Source organism: Bombilactobacillus thymidiniphilus, from assembly GCF_023380245.1.
GTDB lineage: Bacteria > Bacillota > Bacilli > Lactobacillales > Lactobacillaceae > Bombilactobacillus > Bombilactobacillus thymidiniphilus.
Map to the genome: position 1 here is coordinate 732,240 of NZ_CP093365.1, position 21,501 is coordinate 753,740.

General features: G+C 37.3%; 21 protein-coding genes. 1 reads left to right on the forward strand and 20 read right to left on the reverse strand.

The features are described 5' to 3' along the window. Window position 1: 1 nt before the first annotated feature. The 10 genes from MOO47_RS03920 to MOO47_RS03965 all read right to left on the reverse strand — a co-directional run bounded on the left by MOO47_RS03920 (window position 2) and on the right by MOO47_RS03965 (window position 11,185). Entirely contained in the window at window positions 2-355 is a 354-nt protein-coding gene (locus MOO47_RS03920; protein ID WP_249513490.1) for a YwqH-like family protein, read from the reverse strand. 71 nt (window positions 356-426) lie between these two features. After that, window positions 427-717, reverse strand: a complete 291-nt coding sequence (locus MOO47_RS03925; RefSeq protein WP_249513491.1) for a WXG100 family type VII secretion target — start codon at window positions 715-717, stop codon at window positions 427-429. A 235-nt stretch (window positions 718-952) separates the two neighbouring features. Beyond that, entirely contained in the window at window positions 953-2,752 is a 1,800-nt protein-coding gene (locus MOO47_RS03930) for an oligopeptide ABC transporter substrate-binding protein (RefSeq protein ID WP_249513492.1), read from the reverse strand. Between the two features lie 63 nt (window positions 2,753-2,815). Then, complete coding sequence (locus MOO47_RS03935) at window positions 2,816-3,751, reverse strand: ABC transporter permease (protein WP_249513493.1); 936 nt, start codon at window positions 3,749-3,751, stop codon at window positions 2,816-2,818. A gap of 12 nt (window positions 3,752-3,763) precedes the next feature. Beyond that, window positions 3,764-4,723 carry an ABC transporter permease gene (locus MOO47_RS03940; protein WP_249513494.1) on the reverse strand — a complete coding sequence of 320 codons (960 nt, stop codon included), beginning with the start codon at window positions 4,721-4,723 and terminating at the stop codon, window positions 3,764-3,766. A 16-nt stretch (window positions 4,724-4,739) separates the two neighbouring features. Then, window positions 4,740-5,675, reverse strand: coding sequence for an ATP-binding cassette domain-containing protein (locus MOO47_RS03945; RefSeq protein ID WP_249513495.1), 936 nt, complete (start codon window positions 5,673-5,675; stop codon window positions 4,740-4,742). Between the two features lie 3 nt (window positions 5,676-5,678). Next, a complete protein-coding gene (locus tag MOO47_RS03950; protein ID WP_249513496.1) occupies window positions 5,679-6,692 on the reverse strand; it encodes an ABC transporter ATP-binding protein in 1,014 nt (337 codons plus the stop codon). 135 nt (window positions 6,693-6,827) lie between these two features. Then, complete coding sequence (locus tag MOO47_RS03955) at window positions 6,828-7,247, reverse strand: GtrA family protein (RefSeq protein WP_317617097.1); 420 nt, start codon at window positions 7,245-7,247, stop codon at window positions 6,828-6,830. A 38-nt stretch (window positions 7,248-7,285) separates the two neighbouring features. Further along, on the reverse strand, window positions 7,286-9,910 hold the full coding sequence (locus MOO47_RS03960; RefSeq protein ID WP_249513497.1) for a transglycosylase domain-containing protein: 2,625 nt from the start codon (window positions 9,908-9,910) through the stop codon (window positions 7,286-7,288). A 12-nt stretch (window positions 9,911-9,922) separates the two neighbouring features. After that, window positions 9,923-11,185 (reverse strand): hypothetical protein, encoded by a 1,263-nt coding sequence (locus MOO47_RS03965; protein WP_249513498.1) that lies wholly within the window; start codon window positions 11,183-11,185, stop codon window positions 9,923-9,925. Between the two features lie 49 nt (window positions 11,186-11,234). Here MOO47_RS03965 and MOO47_RS03970 point away from each other — a divergent pair, with 49 nt between their 5' ends. After that, window positions 11,235-12,155, forward strand: a complete 921-nt coding sequence (locus MOO47_RS03970) for a hypothetical protein (protein ID WP_249513499.1) — start codon at window positions 11,235-11,237, stop codon at window positions 12,153-12,155. A 52-nt stretch (window positions 12,156-12,207) separates the two neighbouring features. Here MOO47_RS03970 and MOO47_RS03975 read toward each other — a convergent pair whose 3' ends face one another. From MOO47_RS03975 to rpsF, 10 genes are all read right to left on the reverse strand, one after another. Then, window positions 12,208-13,488, reverse strand: coding sequence for an adenylosuccinate synthase (locus MOO47_RS03975; protein ID WP_249513500.1), 1,281 nt, complete (start codon window positions 13,486-13,488; stop codon window positions 12,208-12,210). Window positions 13,489-13,555: 67 nt separating this feature from the next. Then, window positions 13,556-14,698 (reverse strand): hypothetical protein, encoded by a 1,143-nt coding sequence (locus tag MOO47_RS03980; protein WP_249513501.1) that lies wholly within the window; start codon window positions 14,696-14,698, stop codon window positions 13,556-13,558. A 3-nt stretch (window positions 14,699-14,701) separates the two neighbouring features. Next, a complete protein-coding gene (gene dnaB, locus MOO47_RS03985; RefSeq protein ID WP_249513502.1) occupies window positions 14,702-16,081 on the reverse strand; it encodes a replicative DNA helicase in 1,380 nt (459 codons plus the stop codon). 122 nt (window positions 16,082-16,203) lie between these two features. Continuing rightward, on the reverse strand, window positions 16,204-16,929 hold the full coding sequence (locus tag MOO47_RS03990; RefSeq protein ID WP_249513539.1) for an LrgB family protein: 726 nt from the start codon (window positions 16,927-16,929) through the stop codon (window positions 16,204-16,206). Between the two features lie 3 nt (window positions 16,930-16,932). After that, window positions 16,933-17,367 carry a CidA/LrgA family protein gene (locus MOO47_RS03995; RefSeq protein WP_249512181.1) on the reverse strand — a complete coding sequence of 145 codons (435 nt, stop codon included), beginning with the start codon at window positions 17,365-17,367 and terminating at the stop codon, window positions 16,933-16,935. A gap of 202 nt (window positions 17,368-17,569) precedes the next feature. After that, window positions 17,570-18,022, reverse strand: a complete 453-nt coding sequence (gene rplI / locus MOO47_RS04000; protein ID WP_249513540.1) for a 50S ribosomal protein L9 — start codon at window positions 18,020-18,022, stop codon at window positions 17,570-17,572. A gap of 12 nt (window positions 18,023-18,034) precedes the next feature. After that, the gene (locus MOO47_RS04005; protein WP_249512182.1) at window positions 18,035-20,068 is read right to left on the reverse strand and encodes a DHH family phosphoesterase; all 2,034 of its coding nucleotides are present in this window, start codon (window positions 20,066-20,068) and stop codon (window positions 18,035-18,037) included. A gap of 198 nt (window positions 20,069-20,266) precedes the next feature. Beyond that, on the reverse strand, window positions 20,267-20,503 hold the full coding sequence (gene rpsR / locus MOO47_RS04010; RefSeq protein WP_249512183.1) for a 30S ribosomal protein S18: 237 nt from the start codon (window positions 20,501-20,503) through the stop codon (window positions 20,267-20,269). A 27-nt stretch (window positions 20,504-20,530) separates the two neighbouring features. After that, on the reverse strand, window positions 20,531-21,010 hold the full coding sequence (gene ssb / locus MOO47_RS04015) for a single-stranded DNA-binding protein (RefSeq protein ID WP_249512184.1): 480 nt from the start codon (window positions 21,008-21,010) through the stop codon (window positions 20,531-20,533). Window positions 21,011-21,063: 53 nt separating this feature from the next. After that, complete coding sequence (rpsF, locus tag MOO47_RS04020; RefSeq protein ID WP_249512185.1) at window positions 21,064-21,360, reverse strand: 30S ribosomal protein S6; 297 nt, start codon at window positions 21,358-21,360, stop codon at window positions 21,064-21,066. Between the last annotated feature and the right edge of the window lie 141 nt (window positions 21,361-21,501).

Here is a 21,501-nt window from a genome sequence, read left to right on the forward strand (position 1 = left end):
CCTACTTAGCAGTCAGATGCTTTATTTGAATATCAAGATCTTCAGATTGTGATCGCAAGCTACTAATTTTAGCTTGCACATTTGTAATATTTTGGTTATTGGTATTTATATTTTTAACGACAGATTGTCGGACAGACGTATAAATATTAGTAAACTCGTTCTTTTTTTGCCCCTTCCAACTGCTGGCATGCTTGTCCAAATCATTAACTTTATTGCTAACCGTTGTTAAATCATTGCCCTTATCTTGCATGTTCTTAAGACATTTCTTCAAAGTAGCAATTTTAGCATCTAAAATTCCTTTATCCGCACCTAGTTGCAAGGCTTTAGCCGCTTTAACCGCCTTATCTTCTGCCACAATATCCCCTCCTCACACATAAAAAGTCCATTCTGCCACAGTGGCAGAGTGGACTTTTTAAAATAATCATCCTAGTTCCAGGATTGACCAATTTGGTTATCAGCATCTTGCATTGCTTGAGCTGATTTGTCTAATTGACCCTTAATTTCGCGAAGTAATTGTGAGAATTCGGTAACTTTGCCAGATAATTCTTGGAATTTTTGGTCATACTTTTCAAAAGCATTACCTTTCCATTCACTACGAATTTGCTCCTGCATATTCTTCAAATCACTCAAAGTACTATCGACATTGTCAGCACCTTTTGTGTAATGTGTTGCTTGTTGACGTAGTTCATCAGGTGTGACGGCAATTTGTCCAGCCATTTATATATCCCCCATTAATAAAATTTAGAAACAAAACCAGATTAGCACTATTTATTAAAATTGTAAATAATTCCTTTATATTATGATGAAATACAGCTAATACTTATAGTTTTTATATCATTTTAGTTATACTTAGCATTAAACGATATTAACTTTAGCTGATTGTGAAGTGATTTGCTTTACTTGAAATAAAGCTCACAAAAAAAGCGCCCAATAAAGGACGCTTTTAACTAAATTATTTGGGATTGGCTGCTGTTAAAGATAAGTCACTCCAGAAATCTTCAGATTTACCAGCATTGATATTATAGCCTTTAACCCGATGATTAACTGGGGCGTAATCCATTGCATAAGACTCTGGTACATAAGCAGCCTGATCATTCATATATTTCTGCCAATCATAGAACTGTTGCTTACGATAGCTTTCATTCCATGATTGTTCATCATTCATTTTATTCAATAATTCAGTATTCTTAGCTGTGACAAAATGGCCATAATTAAATGGTGCATTAGCGCCATAAACAGACGTTTGCGATGGTTCATCACCTAGTTTCCAAGCACCGCTATAGATGTCAATTTTATTTTGCTTAGGCTTTTGCAAAGTAGAATAGAAACTATTCATTTCCATGGTTTTGCCATTGGTCATTTTGACGTTTAAACCAGCTTTTTGCCACTGCTGAATATTATAACGATAGGCAGATTCATTAGCCGAAGAACCTTGCATTGCACCGTAATAGATTGTCAAAGGTTTTCCATTCGGTTGCGTACGCCATTTACCTTTCTTCTTATAACCCGCTTGATCCAATAATTTATTAGCTTTTTTCATGTTATATTTGTAACCAACCAACTTGTCATCGTGATATTGCTTATAGAATGGTGGAATCAAAGTTGTGCCCCGCCATTTCAAACCGTTGCCAAATTTCTTATCAACGGAATCGATGTCCAACGCATACATCATAGCTTGGCGTAATTTCTTATTCCCCATTTTTGAATGTTTATCCATTACGCTGACTTGTTTTTTGGTGTCGAAGTGTCCAACATTAAAGCCAAAATAATTGTAGGACTGCGCCGGTTGACCAACCCAAGTGTAATCTTTCAGATGTTTAACACTAGGAAATTCACTAGTTGGTACACCTTGTCCACCTAAATAAAAGTCATATTTCTTAGACTTGATCGCCGCTGCGCTATTATGCGAAGAAACGACTTGAATAGAAATATGCTTGATATTAGGCTTTTTACCATAGTAATACTTATTAGGTGACCAACTGGTGGATTCTCCTGAAACCAAATGATCCAGCTTATAAGGACCAGTAAACAATGGTTTCTTTCTAATTTGTGAGGCAGAAGCTAATTTAGCAATTGGAACTTTCTTGATATATTCATAAGGATCAGCACTGCCCCAAATAAAAGTATTACCAGTATAAGCCATAGCTGGCGCCATTTTAGTGAAATGAATCACCACTTTTTTGCCATTTTCACCATCAGGAAAAGTAATTCCTGAAATAGTCTTGGCCGAACCTTCATGATACTCTTTCATGCCCTCAATGGCTTCAAAATCAGATGAATACTGCTGAGAAGTACTGTTCTTATTAGCAATTACTTCATAAGGGTACTCAACATCTTTAGCAGTTACGGGAGCGCCATTCGACCATTTGGCATTATCTCTGATTGTGATCGTGGCTGTTTTTGCGTCTTTATCAAGGCTTTGATTAGCCAAACCACCATCAACAATTTTATGATTATCATCTGTTTTAAACAGTAAATTAGAATTGCCTGGCTTAAAAGCTTGCGTATCTTCATCATTATCCGATAAATCAGCTGACGCAATACCTTTAAATGGTGCATCATTCATAATTGCCAATTTTAAAGTACTATTGTTGCCTGCTTTAGTAGATTTGCCTGGTGCACTATATTGTGTCGGCAAATCTAAAGGTTTATCGCTATTTTTGGCTTTAACCGGGCTAGCCATGCCACCAATTGTTGCGGTAAGCACCATTGCTGCAGTGCTGAATAATAGCCATTTTCTTCTATACTTCATTTATCTATCCCCCATCATTACTATCAAATTTTTCCAAATACTAAATTATCTGTCTCACCTCCTTTATTGTTGGCTAGCATTAGTAGCATGCCGAAATGCTTGCCCGATGTAGCTAATAGCTAAACATAAAATAATAATTTCCAAAGCTGCTGGTAACCACGTCCACCAATAAGTCGTAATATTTTCTGGATCATTTGCATTGGCAATTAAGGTTCCTAGCGATGGTGTTCCTAGTGGCAGACCGAAGCCTAAGTATGACAAACCAGTTTCTACACCAATATTTTCAGCAAATGACAAAGTGGTATCAACAATTATTAATGACGAAATATTCGGCATTATTTCCCGGAAAATAATTTTCCAATTACTCGTGCCTGACGTTTTCGAAGCTGCTACATAATCTTTTTGCGACTCTGCCAAAACACGTGAACGAATTAAGCGCGAAGTCCCCATCCAATAAAATACTGATAAAATCAGCGTTAACGTAACTGAATTATAAGTGGGAATAATAGTCACAATCACAATAATGGTCATTAGCATTGGCAAAATCATCATAAAATCATAAACACGTTGCATCACCAAATCAACTTTGCCGCCGAAATAGCCTGAAATCATCCCCCAACAAATGCCCCAAGTGGACGAAATAACTGTTAAACCAATGGCAATACAGATCGAATTACGCGAACCAACAATCAATTGTTTGGCAATTGATCGCCCACCAGAATCAGCACCCAAAATAAAATTTTTATTAAATGGCTTACTATAATAATCCATGATATTAGTAGTCATCATTTTAGGTGTATTAATAAATAGCGCCGCGATAATTACAAACAATATAAAAGTAATAACTAGCACTAATGAAGTTAAAGCTAAACGATTATTTTTAAATTCTCTCCAAATGATTTTGCCAAAAGTCGGTGTTGCTTCTTGACGTGCTTCTTGTGTCAAACGCACTAGATCACTTTCCGAAATTTGTGTCACTTCTGGAATCTTAGCTGCCATAAGCTTTCCCCCTCACTCAACGCGAATGCGCGGATCAACAATGCTCAAAATAATATCAGATAATAAAGTTCCTAATAAATTCAAAAATCCATATAATAAAACTAACGATGTGATCACCGTATAATCGCGATAATTGATTGCATTTAAAAATAGCAAGCCCATGCCGGGATATGAAAATACCATTTCTGTAAAAATAGAGCCGCCTAACAACCCTGTAATGGAATAACCAGCAAAAGCAGCAATTGGCAACAACGAATTTCGAAAAATATGGTGTTGATAAATATTTTTGGTAGATACACCTTTAGAACGCGCTGTTTTAACATAATCAGAACTTTTTGCATCAATCACTTCCGAACGTAAATACTGCACAATATTCACGGTGCCAAATAACGCACCCAAAAGACCCGGCAAAATGATATGTTGCAAACGCGATAAAATTGTACTACCTAGACCATTCGCGTTCGAGGCAATCGAACCACTCGTCGGAAACCAATTTAAGGTATAACCAAAAATCCACACACCAACAACTAAAACGACGAAAAAGGGAATTGACATTGTAATATAGGTATAAACACGAACTAACGTGTCGGGTAGCTTGCCTTCATGACTTCCTGCATAAATACCCAGCGGTAAACCAATTACATAGGTCAAAATCATAGTAAACAAAGCTAACCAAAAAGTATTCATGCCTCGTTGTGCAATTAAAGTGGTGACCGGCTCTTGATATTCGTAACTAGTACCTAAATCACCATGAAAAAGATGGACAATCCAATTCCAATATTGTTGATACCAAGGATCATATAAGCCATTTACCCTCATTAAATGATGAATTTGTGATGCATCAGCTTTGGGATTAATTGAACCAGTAAATGGATCCCCCGGCATGGCTTTCGCTAAAATAAAAACTAGCACACTTAAAATGATAATTTCCGGAATCATAATCAATAGTCTTCGTAAAATTGTTTTCCACATTTATCAAATTCCCCCATTAATCCGTCGGCGCTAAAGCCACAAAATGTGTCATTGAGACTGGTTGCAAGGCAAATGCTGCTCCATTGGAATCATAATATTTGGCCTGCTGCTCATTATAAATGCGCTCTACTTCTAAGCGCTTTTGTCGATGTTCCTGCCGGCTATTCACATTAGTCTCGGGAATCGCTGCCAGTAAGCGTTTTGTATAAATATGCTGCGGATGATTATAAATATCATCGCGCGTACCTACTTCTACTAAACGTCCCCGATGCATAATGGCAATTTGCTGACACATATGCCGCACTACCCCTAAATCATGGGAAATAAATAAATAAGAAATATTTAGTTCGCGCTGAATCTTTTTCATAAAATTCAAAATTTGCGCTTGCACTGATAAATCCAATGCTGACACGGGCTCATCAGCAATTATCAATTTAGGATTTGTAGCCACTGCGCGCGCGATACCAATCCGTTGTCGTTGACCACCAGAAAATTGACGTGGATATTTGTACAAAGAATCTGCTGACAAACCCACAATATCCAACAATTGCAAAACCCGGAGTTTTTCCTGATCTGCAGTTAAATTTTGAAAATTGCGAAGTGGTTCAGCAATAATATCCAAAATCCTTTTTTGTGGATTGAGACTGGAAAGCGAATCTTGAAAAATCATTTGAACATTGCGCTGATAATCAACCGAATTGCGTAATTTATTTTGCTGTACTTCTTGACCTTGATAGAAAATTTGCCCTGATGTTGGACGCTCTAAGCCAACAATTGTTTTACCGGTCGTTGATTTGCCTGATCCTGACTCACCAACTAAGCCATAAGTTTGCCCTTGCTCAATTGAAAAATTAATACCGTCAACTGCTTTGACTACATCGACTATCCGATTCCAAAAACCACCGCGGATCGGATAATGAACCTTTAAATTTCTAACCTCCAACAAACTCATCTCTCAGGCACCCCTTTTGATATCTGGAAACGAAAAATTCTGGTAACAAGTGCAACGTACAAAATGTTCAGGTGCTACTTGATGTAAAGTTGGATTTACTTCGTGCTTATCAGCGCTAACCCAAGGAATTCGTTGCGCAAAACGATCGCCCACCGTTGGCAATTTCTGTAATGATGGAACCATGCCATCAATCACATATAGTTCATCATTAAAACTATCTTTTTGAGGCATGGAACGTAGCAATGAACGAGTATAAGGATGTTTAGGGTTATTAAATAATTGCTGCACCGTTGCCAATTCTACGATCTGTCCCGCATACATTACTGCAACGCGATCGGCTTCTTCGGCGACCACACCTAAATCATGTGTAATTAAAATAATTCCGGCTTGATTTTCTTGTTGAATAGTCCGCAATAAATCTAATATTTGCGCTTGAATGGTCACATCTAAAGCTGTCGTTGGCTCATCGGCAATAATCAAATCCGGCTTGCAGGCAATCGCGATTGCGATAATAATGCGCTGGCGCATGCCACCTGATAATTGATGCGGAAACTGGTTTGCAATACGCTTAGGATCATTGATATCAACTTGTTCCAACAATTCTATAACACGCTGTTGGCGCTGTTGTGCTGTCAATGTTGTGTGGTAAAGCAGAACTTCTTCAATTTGCGATCCAATTTTTTGTAATGGATTTAAGGCTGATAAAGGATCCTGGAAAATCATACCAATTTTGGCACCACGGATTTGATTATATTGTTTCTCATTAAGTTGTAATAAATCAGTACCCGCAAAAATAATTTCCCCGGAAATATGTGTATTTTTAGGATCATGTAATCCCATAATTGTCGTAGCTAATGTACTTTTTCCACAACCTGATTCACCGACAATCGCTAGCACTTCATTAGATTTTACATGTAAGTTAATTGCATCAATGGCACGATAATATTCCCCATCGATTTTAAAAGAAGTATTAACGTCTTTAAGCGTTAACAAGTCTTCAGTGATTTCATCTCGCATAAAAATTCCCCCAGCACCTGTATAGTTTAATAATGAGCACATTTTAATTCATTTGTTTCTAATTTTCAAATAATAACCCCTGTTAAAAATAAAAAAGATCAATCTGTTAAGATTGATCTCCAAATATTTCCTAATTTAATCGCGTTGCCGAAAAATGATCAATTTACTAAATATATAATTGACTACCACGACCAGCACATTATCCAAAACTTTTACCAAAAATGAATTCATATGCAACCACGAAATGCCAATCGCTAAAATGGCAACATCCAATAAATAACTAGCTACCCGAAAAAAGAAAAAGGAACCTAGTTCACGTAATGCATCTTGTTTAGAACTTTGTCGCGAGTCAAAAACGTATAATTTATTAGTGATGTAGGCAAATAGCACCGACAACACCCAAGCAATTAAATTAGCCACTTGCACGCCACAATAATGTCCCCAAGTATATAGGAAAGTGAACACACCTAAATTAATTACCGTAGTTAGACCACCAAAAATCAAATAGGAAATCACTTCCCAATATTGCTTGATGATTGCTATTATCTTTCGCATTACTTTTACTCCATTGTCTTTTGATTTCCTAGGAAATATTAGTTAACTCGAATTACCGGATCACTCACATGTCCACCATAGCTACGGATTTGATTAATCAAATCAGTTAACTTTTGCTTTTGCGTCTCTTTATCAGAAGCATCACTTTGGTAAGCAGACTTAGTCTTAGCTAATTGATCTTGATACTGCTTCATCAAGCGATTAACTATTGCTTGTCGTTGAGCATCACGATTTTTTTCAATCGCACTTTTTTTACTTTCAAAACTTGCCAAATGCTTATCATCTTTTTGCGCTTGCAATTGAGCTTGCGCTAAATTCAGTTCGCGCTGTAATTGCATAATTTGCTTATTGAATTTCCTTTTGGCATTCATCCGTTTAACATTTTCATTTTTATAACGAATTTTTTGTAATTGGCCCAATTTATTGCCGTAATCACTTAATTTGGTCAAAGGATCGTACTGGTAATTAGCAATTGCTTGCTTAACAGTTTGCTCGCGTTGGTGCTCTTGCTTTCCAGTTAAATGATAAATCAGCCGATAGTCCAAATTAGCTAAACGCTTTTTATTTTGATTAATTTGATCACTATTAAACGTAATATAATTTTCTTGAATCATTTGATCAATACTTTTTTGCACGACAGCCCGCCGCACATACAAATTATCACCGTTGCGTCGAATCGTGTTAGGCATAGCGAAATCTTTTTGTGACTCATGCAAAGCTTTCACTAAGTAATCACCTTGCGCCTTAAAAGTTTTAATGGAAAGCGATAATTGATCGTCACTTAAGGGCTTTTGATGATCATAACCAGTCCAATTAGCGATCGTGAAATACGGTGTCATTCCTACAAAATAACTGTCCAAATTATTATCCGTCGTACCCGTTTTACCAGCCACATAAGAATAATTATCCAACTTTGCATCCTTGCCCAAGCCATCGTTCACAACACTTTGCATCGCATTTAGCATCATATAACTAGCATTTTTGGAATAAACCGGCACTTGATTGTGCGAATTTTGGTATAAAATCCGATCATTAGTGGTGCTATAAATACTTTTCAAGTTGCTAGGCGCCACGAAATTGCCGCTACGCGCAAATGAACTGTACGCTGAAGCCATTTCCGTGGTAGTAACACCTTTTGTAAAACCACCAATCGCAATAATCGGATTATTGTCGCTAGGATACAACCCTTGAAACTGCATTTTCGCCAAATCCTGGTAGAAAGATTTTTGTTTATCATTGACTGCTAGCTTGTAAGCCACAGTATTAATGGAATCCGCCAAAGCTTTGCGCAATGTAACTGAACCACGATAACCAGAATACCAATTGTGAACATTATTAATTGGTCCATCAACAACCGTACTTTGCGGCGCATAACCGCGTTCAAACGCTGGTGCATAAGCAATTAAAGGCTTAGCAGTCGAACCAGGTTGACGATAAGCATCCGTCGCGCGATTCAATTGATCGTCTTTAGTTGTCCGCCCACCAATAATCGCTAACACATTGCCCGTGCGATTGTCGATCACCGTACTTGCCACTTGTGGCTCTAACTTACCTTGTGCATCACGTTGTTGGTACGGTTCATATTGCTGCTGAACAATTTTGACTAATGCTTGTTGCAATTTAGGATCAATTGTTGTTTTAACAACATACCCTCCTGCTAACAATTCACCATAATATTTGTCGTAAACTTGCGCATAGCGTGCTTTATATTCGTTTTTAGCCTGATAGCTAGCAAAAGTATACTTCATTTCAAAACCACGCATCGTCATTAATTGCTGCACCGTATTTTGGACAGCATAATTTAAAGCATAATTTTGTGAAATATCATTGTCATACTTAAAATTATGAATCCGCAATTTAATTGGCTGCCGACAAGCCTTATGATATTGCTGACTGTTCAACAAACGTTGCTTATGCCAAGTATATAAGACTGTATTACGCCGTTTTTTAGCCTGCTTAGGATGTAAAACCGGATCATATAATTGCTGATTATTCGGAATTCCTACTAATAAAGCTGTCTGGGCAATATCCAATTTATCCTGTGGTTTAGAAAAATAATATTGTGCTGCACTGCCCATGCCGTAACAACCATGCCCCAAATAAACATCATTTAAGTAAAATTCCAAAATTTGTTTTTTACTAAATTTTTGCTCCAATTGCTGAGCAATCACCATTTCTTTGATTTTACGATCAAAATTCTGCGTTTGATCTTTCAAAACTACATTCTTCACTAATTGTTGCGTTAAAGTAGAACCCCCTTGCACCTGCCGTTTTAAAATTCCGGCTTTCACTGCGCGTAAAATCCCCGCCAGATCAACACCATGATGCTTATAAAACCGACGATCTTCCACCGCAACAATCCCTTTTTTTAGCAAAGGATTAAGCTTATTAGAACTAATATAAGTGGATTGGCTATGTGATAACTTTTTGAGAACATGATTATTTTTATCTTCAATAATAGTAGGCTGTTTCGGGTAAAAAGTCTTCGACGTAATTTCTGAATTAACTGCATAACCAGCCGCAATATCTTTTTGCAGCTCAGGAATATAAGTTCTAACTAATTTAATAATTAAAATAGCCAAAACAAAGATCATGATTATCAAAAAAGACTTAATTGTTTTTTTGACTGGATGTGCTTGCCACTGCCGCCAGCTTTCTTTCATTAATGCCTCTCCCTAATCGACATATAAAATGCTTGTATTTGCAATATTATTCAACAAACTGTTAATATCCGCGGAACTTACTGATAAATTGTTAGCCAAACCAGTTGCACTACTGATGAAACCAAGATTGCTATTATTTGCAACTAGCAAAGAAGTTTGCAGTGCTGCATTATTTTGCAACCAAAAGACTGATTTAGCTTGATTGAAATCACTCGTACTATTGGTGTCAAAGCCTAACTTGGTCGCATCTGCATAGTATTGCCCAAAATTTGCACTACCTTTATCTGTTACCACACCAGCCGTATCTCCAGGATTAGTAATAACTTGTTCAATCTGATAACTGCCGGCAGGCAATGAACCGCTCCGCACAGTCAAACTGCGCATAGCACTCACATATTTGCTGCCACTGCGATGCACCAAAGTCAAAGTTTGACTATCGCTGGAATAAAATAGCACACTTTGAGCTTTAATGCCGGCTTGCTGCAATTTTGAACTAATCTCATCTAATTGCTGCAAATCATCAATAATCGTCACGTTGGCTGGCGTATAATTACTGGTAGTAAGTGGCGCATTTTGCAAGGCCGTCAATTGTGCTTTTTCTTTAGCTAGTTGCGCCCGTGATTGACTTTGTTGAGATTGTTTAAAAGTAGCCAGCATTTTCTTTACTTTAGGTCGCCATTTTTTTTGCGAAGCTTTATTTTTGATTAATTTATAATAAGCATTAGCTTCTGACACGTTTGTCAAATTAAGTTTTTGCGGCTGTGTAACAAATTTATGATATGTTTTAGCTAAAAAGTGCTGGGCATCATGCGTTTGATCAAACCAAATCCGAATCTGATCCAACTTGTTCTTCTGCTTCTGATAAATTGTTTGATTTTTTTCTTGTAATAAATTTTGATCCACGTGATCTAATTTTTTTTTAGTAACCCCATTGGCATAATATTTACCCGCATAAAAATTCGTAATCTCTTGGGCATTTTGATCACGCAACGTCAGTAATTTTTCCGTATTATCAAATTTAGTTTTGACTTGGTCATTAAACACCAAATTCAAAGGATCCAATTGCATTAAATGAGTAAAAAAACTTACTTGCCAGCGATTTACATTGGTAACCAAAGCTTGTTGCTGCCTACCTTGATACTGTGTCTTGATGAAGTGTTGGGCGTAAACATTTGTACTGCCACCCAAAAATCCCAGACCAAATATTCCCCAGCCTAAACAGATAATCAAAAGCTTAATATTCCAATGACTGACAACATACTTAATAATTTTCATTGTCACTAATCTTTCTTCCAAATATAATTAGTCATATTGAGGTGTTCTTGTGAAAAAAATCCGATTCAAAAAAAGTTGTTTGATAGCTAGCCTTATTTTAATAATTTTAGCTATTACGGGTTATTATAACCGCAATATGCTAATTCAGCGCAGCAGTGATTGGCTGGCAGAACAAACGATCCCCTTCAATTGGTTAGTCAGCCCGCAATCTTTGAATAAAACCAAACATCAAAAGGGCTTAGCACTTAATGAGCTCAATACTAAAAACTATACTGACCAACTAAATAACATTGATCATATCTTAAATGGCTTTCATCAAGCAAAACAAAATTGCAATTTTTTATCCCAAAAGCAAAATAAGCAATTGCAAAATTGGGTTCAAAAAAAGCCTCATCGTTATCTTTATAGTGTCACACCGGTAACTTTAGGCAAGGATCTGCACGGTAACTATGTTGTAGTTAGTGCTAATCGTTACGATGATACTAAAAACATTGTCAGCTATCGTTATCGTGTTTATTTTCAGAATAACAAAGTGTTATACAGTCAATTTATTGGTCAATATCATAACAATCATCCACCAAAATTTATTGCTTGGAGTAATAATCTTGGTGATTCCGGTATTTCTAAGACTCCTAATTTCATTGAACAAATCAATTCCGTTCTGATTAATTCCGGCATAACCACCAAAACTAGCACTGCTACCAGCGAATATAAGCAACTAGCCCGCAATTTGGGGTTGCACACAACCAGCACTAAAGCTCTAGCTCAGTATGCCAAACAAAATGGTGCCGATGCTAACAATAGTGTCATCATCACTTATGAATTCAGTGATGTTCCACGTGAAACAAGATTTTTGCTGAAGCAATGGAACAACAATCGTTCTTATTACTATACTTTAATTTATGATCGCAACCAAAACAAATTCATCGACTTCCAAGTTGGCAAAAAGTTAATTTCACAAAATAAATAAGTTTCACGTGAAACAAAAAGCTGAAATACTAAAATTTCAGCTTTTTTATTTACTAAATATTTTTCAAAACAATTGTTTCATCGCGATTAGGACCAACAGAAACACTCAAAAAATCTAGACCTGTCAGTTCTTTAATACGTGTTAAATAGTTTTTGGCTTCCTGAGGCCATTCAGCCAGATTGGTCTTTCCTCGCAAATCTTCTTGCCAACCAGGAAGTGTTTCATAAATCGGCGCACATTGATCTACAATTGTCAGACTAGCAGGATATTCATCTAATACGTCGCCGTTCGGTAATTTATAACCTGTACAAATTTTAATTTCTGCTAAACCACTTAACACATCAATACAATTCAAAGCTAAATCACTTACACCTGCCACACGCTTAGCATGTCGTAACACGACCGTATCCAACCAACCAATACGTCGCGGACGTTTAGTGACAACACCGTATTCATGGCCAGCTTCTCGGATATAGTCGCCATTTTCATCGTTCAATTCCGTTGGAAAAGGACCATCGCCGACGCGCGAAGTGTAGGCTTTAGCAACACCTACCACGCGTTGAACCTTAGTTGGTCCCACTCCCAAGCCCGCCGTATAGCCACCGACTGGATTAGACGATGTTACAAAAGGATAAGTACCGTGATCAACATCTAACATAATCCCTTGAGCACCCTCAAACAAAATTTTCTTACCCTGATCAATTTGGTCATTCAACAACTTAGAAGTATCAACTACATATTTTTTTAACTGTTGACCATATTCATAATATTCATTGTAAATATCCGCAAATTCTAACGGTTCACTATGATAAATTTGTGTAAATTCGCGATTTTTCAATTCTAAATTCATTTTCAATTTGGCCGCGAAAACTTCACTTTCCAATAGATCAGCTATCCGAATACCAATGCGCGCTGCTTTATCCATGTAAGCTGGTCCTATACCGCGATTAGTAGTCCCAATTTTATTAGCGCCCTTGCTCTGTTCTTGCAAACTATCTTGCTTAATATGATAAGGCAAAATAACATGCGCCCGATTAGAAATTTTAAAGTTAGTAAAATCAACGCCTTGCGCCTGCAATTTTTGAATTTCTGTGACCAATGATTGCGGGTTGAGTACCACACCATTACCAATCATCGTAATTTTATCAGCTGCTAAAATTCCAGAAGGCACCAAACGCATTTTATATTTTTGTCCATCAACTTCAACAGTATGTCCGGCGTTATCACCACCTTGATATCGCGCAATTACATCACTATTGCGTCCCAAAAAATCAGTAATTTTACCTTTGCCTTCATCGCCCCATTGCATGCCAACTAGTACCACACCTGTCATTTTATACCACCCTTTATCAAAATTAAGTTCACCTCAATTTTAACAACACTGAACATTAATGACAATATTAACCAATTAATTCGCATTTAGTAAAGTAAGTGTTCAAATAACCCCACGTTACAAGATCAATTTCCGCAAAATCACAAACTATTTCTTGTGTGATATTCGCAGGTAAATCGGTAAAAACAGCTAATTTGACTTTGGTAGCTGTTAAATTCAAGCAATAAGCTAATTGCGTTTGCATTTGTCCTTTAATTTGCAAGCGAAATGTAGCTTTAGTTTGCGCCAGTTGTGCAAAAACACTTGCCCACATATTTTTAGGATCCGCTATAAAATGATTATTCAAAACTGGCTGCACAAAATCGCCATTTTGCTTATGCTCATCTTCATAAATTTGCATCATTTGCAGATAATCAGCTATTGCGCCAACGTAAGCAATTGCCTTAATCTTCAGCAACACATAACCGCCAAAGCAACCCACGCTATCCACTAAACTAACCAAAACTTCTGTAGCAGTAACATTTTTGACTTGCCCTACAAAAAAATTATTACTATTTTCCCCACAATAAATAATCAGCAATTGCGACTTAGCTTGCTCCAACATTTTCGGCAAAAATTTATTTTTTTTGAGTAGCACTGGCGCTTTATGCTCAGGTAAATTCTTAAAAAAAGCTGTTGCTTGCATCAATTGGCGTCCACCAAATTCTAGTGCCACGACTTTCGACAAATTAATAGTTTGCAATTGTCCAACACGCGCAAAATTAAAAGGATCAATCACTGCAAATTGCAGGCGATCTGCAGTTAATTTCTGCAAATAAGCCTGCTGAAAAATATCGCCCGTATTCGCAACCAACAAAACTGCACTTTGTTTTTGAATGCAATCTTGCACGATTTGATCAAGCAAAGAAGCTTCATTTAAATTTGGCAAAGGATATAGCTGACCCTTTAATAGTTGCAAACGTTTCGCCAGAGCAATCCGCCCATGTAAACGTTTCACATCCACACTGGTCGCCGATAAATAAGCAATGCCGCTATTTTTAACTAATACATAGCCATCCAACATGCCATAATCATTATACGTACGTAAAAGCACCCAGCGATCAGCAACAAAACACACTTCGCCCGTATACAAATCCTGCGTCCGTCGTAATACCAGATCAATTAACTGGTTATTTCTTTTGGCGGCTTGCAACTGCTCATATTTGGTCATTAACTATCCTTCCGTCAAAGGCGAGATTGAAGCAAATTTATTGTAAGATTTGACGAACAGCAGTTTCACAGTTCCCCGTGGTCCTGAACGGTTCTTGCCAATAATAACTTCCACTTCACCGACATCAGCATCATCTATTTCTTGATTTTCCTGTCCATCTTCATCACCTTCATTATAATAATCTTCCCGATACAAAAAGGCGACTACATCAGCATCTTGCTCAATGGAACCAGATTCACGAATATCCGATAAAACTGGTCTTTTATCCTGTCGTTGTTCCACGCCCCGTGATAACTGTGATAAAGCAATAATTGGTACATGTAACTCTTTAGCTAATTTTTTCAATTGCCGGGAAATTGTCGAAACTTCTTGTTGGCGATTTTCTTGTCCTGTACCTTCAATTAACTGTAAATAATCAATAATAATCAAACCAATTTCGCCAGTTTCTTTCTCCAAACGACGACATTTGGCACGCATTTCAGCCATTTTAATCCCTGGGGTGTCATCAATATAAACTGAAGTTTTCGATAAAATTCCCATCGCTACAATCAAATTATGCCATTCAGTTTCATCTAATTGTCCAGTTCGCAAATTGTTAGCATCAATACTGCCTTGAGCGCACAAAAGTCGACTTGCTAGCTGCTCAGCGCCCATTTCTAAACTGAAAATCGCAACTGTTTTTTGACTATGAACTGCCACATTTTCAGCCACATTTAATGCGAAAGCTGTTTTACCAACCCCCGGGCGGGCTGCTAAAATCACTAATTCATCAGCGTGTAAGCCAGCCGTAACTTTGTCCAATTCGCCGTATCCCGTTGATAAACCGGTCACCGCAGAATCTTCCTGTGCTAACTTATCAATATTTTCAATAGTAGAATTCAAAACATCACTGATTTTCTGAAAACCATTATTCGACTGATTCTCACTGACACCCATAATTTGGCGTTCAGCTTTATCTAAAATATTGGTAACATCTTCACTTTGCTCGTCATAACTTTGCGCTACAATATCTGTAGCTGTATTAATTAAATTACGCAAAACTGCTTTATCTGCTACAATTTTGGCATAATAAGTCACATTAGCAGCTGTTGGCACAATTGTCGCCAATTCACTCAAGTAACTCACGCCACCCACATCATCTAACTGATTTTTGTCAGTTAAATTATTTTTAACAGTAACCAAGTCAATTGCTTGATCAGCTTCGTTTAAGGCAACCATTGCCGCAAAAATCAATTGATGCGCATGCTGATAGAAAGAATCTGCCGCCAAATATTCCATGGCTTCAATGATTGCTTCCGGTCGCAACAAAATAGAGCCTAAAACTGACTGTTCAGCTTCTTTACTATTCGGAGGCATTCGCTGAATAAGGTTGTCGTTGCTCATATTTGAACCTCAATTTTCTAAATTACATATATATTATAAACACATTTATTAAGTAAACATTACCCTATTGCTATGTAAAAAAAAAGAGTATACCACTACTCTTTTTTAAAAGATAATCTATTTTAAATATGCATCAAATGAGCGAACAGCGGCACGATCAAATTATTGACGACACCAATAACAACAACAGCCACAGCTGCCATCGCTCCAGGAATCGAACCCAATTTAACCGCAAAGGCAGAACCAACCGTATGACCAGCTGTACCCATACCTAAACCTTCACCAATTGGATCCTTATCCAAACGGAACCATTTGATGAGCCATTTACCTAAAGCATAGATGATAACCGCATTCAAAATGCAGGCCATCGCTGTAACTGCTGCATTGCCACCAACGGCAGTTGACAATGGCAAAGCAATAGCAGTTGTTGCGGATTGACTGAGCATCGAAGCAGTACCTACGTGACTTAAGCCAACTAATTTTGAGATTCCCGTAATCGCAAATAATGATACGATCGTACCAATAACCAAACTGAATAAAATCACGAAACCGTGTTTTTTAATGACATCATTTCTTTTATATAATGGCACAGCAAATGCAATCGTTGCTGGATTCAAAAACCAAAAGATCAAATCGCCACCGGGTTTATAAGCTTTTTGATAAAACTGTGCAGTAGTCATCCCCATGCTATGCCCTAGCAAAGCTAAAACAACAATTCCCATAACCATTGCGAAAAACAAAGGTTGCAATAAGAAGAACCCATTAGTTTTGTCGAATAGCCACTGTCCTAAAACAAATAAAGCTAATGACAATAAAACGCCGAATAAAGGGTTTGAAAGTAAGATCATCATTTATTTATCCTCCTGCGATTGTTTTTCCATGCCAGAATCATGATGGAACCATTTCTCACTCAAAAGCAACAATAAGCGCGTCGTATAAGCTGTCACCACGAGCAATACGATAGTAGCTAAAATGATCACGATAACTAACTTGATCCCCTCATCATGCATGATTTTCAAGTTAGCTGCCAATGAGATTCCTGAAGGCACGAATAAAAAACCAATTAAGCCAATCATGGCGCCACCAAAAGAATCGACCCACTCAACTTTGATGATATGCAACGTTAAAAGCAAATACAACAACACCAAGCCCACAACTGCTGTCGGCAATGGGAAAGACTTTGGCATCGAATTGGAAATAAATTGCGATACAAATAATACAGCTGCATAAATCAGCATTTGAACTAATAAAGGTGCAGATTTTTTCTCTTGTGTCTCATTTTTCATAACTTTATTCCTTTCATGTAATCAACCCCACAACTTGATCTTTATGAATGTTTTCACAAAGACCATTTTAACCGATATTTGTGAAAAAATAAACAATTTCTCCTTCCTGAAATCGCTTTCAGTATAAACCATTTTTTTTAAAAAATCGAATTTAGCTAATAAAAAAATACGTAACTTTAATTACGTATTTTCTGTAACAAATTTATTTTTCAGCAACATGCACACGAATCGTTGCTTCAATACCCGGATATAACTTTACAGGCACATTGGTGTAACCCAAAGCCTTAATCGGTTCAGCAAGTTCGATCTTGCGCTTATCAATTTCAATTTTGTATTGCTGTGCCAAAGCTTGTGCAATTTGTTTACTAGGAATAGAGCCAAATAAACGTCCATCACTACCAGCTTTTGATGTTAATTCGACAACTGTTTCGTCTTTTTCAAGGACTTCTTTTGTCATGGTTGCTGCAGCAAATTCTTCGTCTTTTTCGCGTTGCTCAGCTTGTTTTTTACCATTTAGCTCGCTAACCGCCTTAGTTGTAGCCGCCTCAGCCTTGCCATTCTTAATTAAGAAATTGCGCGCATAACCGTCAGCCACTTCCTTAACTTCACCGCGCTTACCCTTACCACGGACATCTTGCTTAAAAATTACTCGCATCATTTCCTCCTGCTATGCCTCATCGTTCTCTTTTTTTCTATCTTCTACTTTTTCCTGCACAATTTCAATCAATTCTTTTTTAGCTTGTGCGATCGTAACATCACTAAGTTGCGTGGCTGCATTAGACAAATGACCACCTCCGCCCATTTTTTCCATGATAACTTGCACATTCAAATTACCTAAACTACGCGCAGAAATCGCCACTTTGCCAGTAGCTTGTTTAGTAATAACAAATGATGCTTCAATGCCTGCCAGCATCAACAAAGTATCAGCAGCTTGTGCTGCAATGACCGCATCATAATTTTGATCTTCTTCGCCCGCACATAAAGCAATTCCTGGAGAAATAATATCTACTGAATCAATCAAATGATTGCGTTCAATGTAAGAATCAATATTCTCTTTCAGCAAATTTTGCATTTGCGTACCGTCAGCACCAACTGAACGCAGATAACTAGCTGCATCAAAAGTCCGTGTTCCTGTGCGCAAAGTGAAGGAATGCGTATCCACCGCCATGCCAGCTAACATCGCTGTAGCTTCCAATTTAGATAGTGAATTAGTGGTTTGTGGTTGATATTCAATCATCTCCGTTACTAATTCACAAGCAGAAGAAGCATAAGGTTCAATGTAAGCCAAAACTGGATTTTTCGGAAATTCTTCGCCACGACGATGATGATCAATGACGACAGTTTTAGTTGCCAATTTATCATACAATTCCGGACTCATCGTCATGGAAGGCTTGGAGACATCAACCATAATCAACATGCTGCGTTGATCGGCATTTTCAACCGCCCAATTAGGTTTCACAATATCTTTTTTTAAATTAGGATCTTCATGAATCCAGTCTAATAGCCGCAAAACATCAGTATGAGCATTAGTCCCATCAACAACTATTTTACAAACTTTATTGTTCAATTGTGCGATGCGATGAATTCCCAAACATGCCCCAATCGAATCCATATCGGGCTTAGCATGTCCCATCACGTAAATGGTATCAACATGATTAAACAGATCACGCAAAGCTTGGCTAATCATACGCGCGCGCACTCGCGTTCTTTTCTCCATAGGATTGGTGTTTCCACCATAAAAACGTGCCTGCTCATCACCTTGACGAACAACAGCTTGATCACCACCACGTCCCAAAGCTAAATCCAAATTCTTTTGTGCATCCTGCGCTAATTCATTCAAATCGTTGCTGCCATAGGAAAAACCAATACTTACCGTCAACGGATAATTTTGTTGCGACGTTTCTCGTCGAATCTTATCTAAAATTTGAAAACCATCTTGTTCTACTGCTCGCAAAGAATAAGCATACGCAATAATAATAAAGCGATCGCTACTTACCCTTTTCAAAAACATTGAATTCTGTCCTGCCCAGTCAGTTAGCTGATTGGTCACATAACTATTCAAATTAGAAAGATCACGATCAGCCATAGTTTGTGTTAACTCATCATAATTATCTAAAAATACTTGTCCAACAGCAATTTTTTCATCGGCATATTGTTGCTCAATGCGCATATGTTCAGTTACATCAGATAAATAAATAACTTGTAAAGTACTCTGAATGTAAACTTGAAATTGAGAATCACCAATTTTTAATATTTGCTTAGCCTTAACGTCCTTTGTATCTTGGTTCACTAATTTATCTAATTGACCGCTGATCGTCGACAAACTATGCCCAATTAAATCCCTTTTGCCAAAATAATATTGCAAATTAGGATTAACCCACTCAATGGTGTGTTGCTTATCATTGTCATACAGCAGCATTCCAATAGGAATATCAATCATGGCTTCTTGTTCTCCCCGATTTTTACGAAAAGAAAGATCGTAAAGATATTTATTAGTCTGCTTAACAAAGTTATTCAGTGAATAAGCGCCTAAAATTGCAATCAAACAAATCACAATTGCTACGCACACTGCCATCAAAGGCTGTAGCATATAAGCTAGCACTACTAACAAGACAGTCAAGATTCCCACAATCACAAATCCAAACTTTAGCGGGCGATTGACTGCCAATAAGTGCCGCTTGGCTATTTTATTATTTTCCATAAGCTCCTCTTTTTAGTTATCAACTAAATGTATTTTAACATATCATAATTATCTAATTGCCATTAAGGATAAAGGATCAAAGTCTGGCGCGACATAAAAATAGCGTTTTTACTAGCCGACATCTACTTAAATTAAATAAATTTACGTTATATGTAAAAAAAGAGCCCACCTCGTATAGGTAAGCTCTTAACTGAAGTATTAATCTTCAGCAACAAATGGTAACAAGCCCATGACACGTGCACGTTTAATCGCAATTGTTAAACGACGTTGGTTCTTGGCGCTAGTTCCAGTCACGCGACGAGGCAAAATCTTTCCTCGTTCAGAAATAAAACGCTTCAATAAATCAGTATCTTTATAATCAATATATTCAATATGATTAGCAGCAATGAAGTCAACCTTACGGCGACGACGACCACCACGACGTTGTTGAGGCATTAGTGACACTCCTTTCATTCTTAAATATTAAAACGGTAAATCATCATCAGAAATATCAATTGATTGCGTATTAGCAGCAAATGGATCATCGGAAACATTATTATTGTTATTTCCGTCATTACTACCGTAACTATCATTAGGGTCAGGCATCGGTGCACTATTTGCACGATTTTGATTATTGTTTGCTGATTTGGGCTCCAATAATGAAAAATTATCAACTACCACTTCAGTAACGTATACACGTTGACCTTGTTGATTTTCATAATTTCGCGTTTGAATACGACCATCAATACCAACCAATGAACCTTTATGGGTAAAGTTAGCAAAGTTCTCCGCTGCTTTACGCCAAATTACACAATTAATAAAATCTGCATCGCGCTCACCGTTAGCATTGGTAAACTGTCGATTGACAGCAACGGTAAAAGTGACCACAGCAGTTCCATTAGAAGTATAACGTAAATCAGGATCTCTAGTTAATCGCCCAACTAGAACACTTCGATTGATCATATCTGCCATCTCCCTTTGCCTTAATCTGTTTCACATGAAACAAATCAGTTCAATTAATCTTCACGCTTGATGATCATATGACGTAAAATGTTGTCATCGATCTTAGAAAGACGATCAAATTCGTCAGTTGCACTTTGGTCATCAGCATTAACATTGATAATGTGATAAGTTCCTTCAGTGTAACCACCAATTTCGTAGGCTAAACGACGTTTTTGCCAGTCTTTAGAATCAATCACATCTGCACCGTTATCTTTAAGAATAGTGTCAAAACGGTCAATCAAAGCCTTTTTATCTTCTTCAGAAATATCAGGCTTAATAATATATGTGATTTCATAATGTGTCTTGGCCACAATTATTACCTCCTTATGGACTAATGGAGAAACTTTTTACAGATTCCCAAGGAGTATTTAACTAATCTTACAGCTAATACTCACAGATCATCAGTTTAACATTTTAATTTGAGAAATTCCAGTAAAAAAAGACTTTCCGTC

Excerpts from the sequence above, each read along its gene's own strand:
- MOO47_RS03935 (WP_249513493.1), bottom strand. The coding sequence starts at position 3,751 with ATGGCAGCTAAGATTCCAGAAGTGACACAAATTTCGGAAAGTGATCTA.
- MOO47_RS03965 (WP_249513498.1), bottom strand. The coding sequence starts at position 11,185 with ATGAAAATTATTAAGTATGTTGTCAGTCATTGGAATATTAAGCTTTTG.
- ssb (WP_249512184.1), bottom strand. The coding sequence starts at position 21,010 with ATGATCAATCGAAGTGTTCTAGTTGGGCGATTAACTAGAGATCCTGAT.
- MOO47_RS03940 (WP_249513494.1), bottom strand. The coding sequence starts at position 4,723 with ATGTGGAAAACAATTTTACGAAGACTATTGATTATGATTCCGGAAATT.
- MOO47_RS04005 (WP_249512182.1), bottom strand. The coding sequence starts at position 20,068 with ATGGAAAATAATAAAATAGCCAAGCGGCACTTATTGGCAGTCAATCGC.
- MOO47_RS03930 (WP_249513492.1), bottom strand. The coding sequence starts at position 2,752 with ATGAAGTATAGAAGAAAATGGCTATTATTCAGCACTGCAGCAATGGTG.
- rplI (WP_249513540.1), bottom strand. The coding sequence starts at position 18,022 with ATGCGAGTAATTTTTAAGCAAGATGTCCGTGGTAAGGGTAAGCGCGGT.
- MOO47_RS03990 (WP_249513539.1), bottom strand. The coding sequence starts at position 16,929 with ATGATCTTACTTTCAAACCCTTTATTCGGCGTTTTATTGTCATTAGCT.
- MOO47_RS03925 (WP_249513491.1), bottom strand. The coding sequence starts at position 717 with ATGGCTGGACAAATTGCCGTCACACCTGATGAACTACGTCAACAAGCA.
- dnaB (WP_249513502.1), bottom strand. The coding sequence starts at position 16,081 with ATGAGCAACGACAACCTTATTCAGCGAATGCCTCCGAATAGTAAAGAA.
- MOO47_RS03980 (WP_249513501.1), bottom strand. The coding sequence starts at position 14,698 with ATGACCAAATATGAGCAGTTGCAAGCCGCCAAAAGAAATAACCAGTTA.
- MOO47_RS03955 (WP_317617097.1), bottom strand. The coding sequence starts at position 7,247 with ATGCGAAAGATAATAGCAATCATCAAGCAATATTGGGAAGTGATTTCC.
- MOO47_RS03975 (WP_249513500.1), bottom strand. The coding sequence starts at position 13,488 with ATGACAGGTGTGGTACTAGTTGGCATGCAATGGGGCGATGAAGGCAAA.
- MOO47_RS03950 (WP_249513496.1), bottom strand. The coding sequence starts at position 6,692 with ATGCGAGATGAAATCACTGAAGACTTGTTAACGCTTAAAGACGTTAAT.
- MOO47_RS03945 (WP_249513495.1), bottom strand. The coding sequence starts at position 5,675 with ATGAGTTTGTTGGAGGTTAGAAATTTAAAGGTTCATTATCCGATCCGC.
- rpsR (WP_249512183.1), bottom strand. The coding sequence starts at position 20,503 with ATGCCTCAACAACGTCGTGGTGGTCGTCGTCGCCGTAAGGTTGACTTC.
- MOO47_RS03995 (WP_249512181.1), bottom strand. The coding sequence starts at position 17,367 with ATGAAAAATGAGACACAAGAGAAAAAATCTGCACCTTTATTAGTTCAA.
- MOO47_RS03960 (WP_249513497.1), bottom strand. The coding sequence starts at position 9,910 with ATGAAAGAAAGCTGGCGGCAGTGGCAAGCACATCCAGTCAAAAAAACA.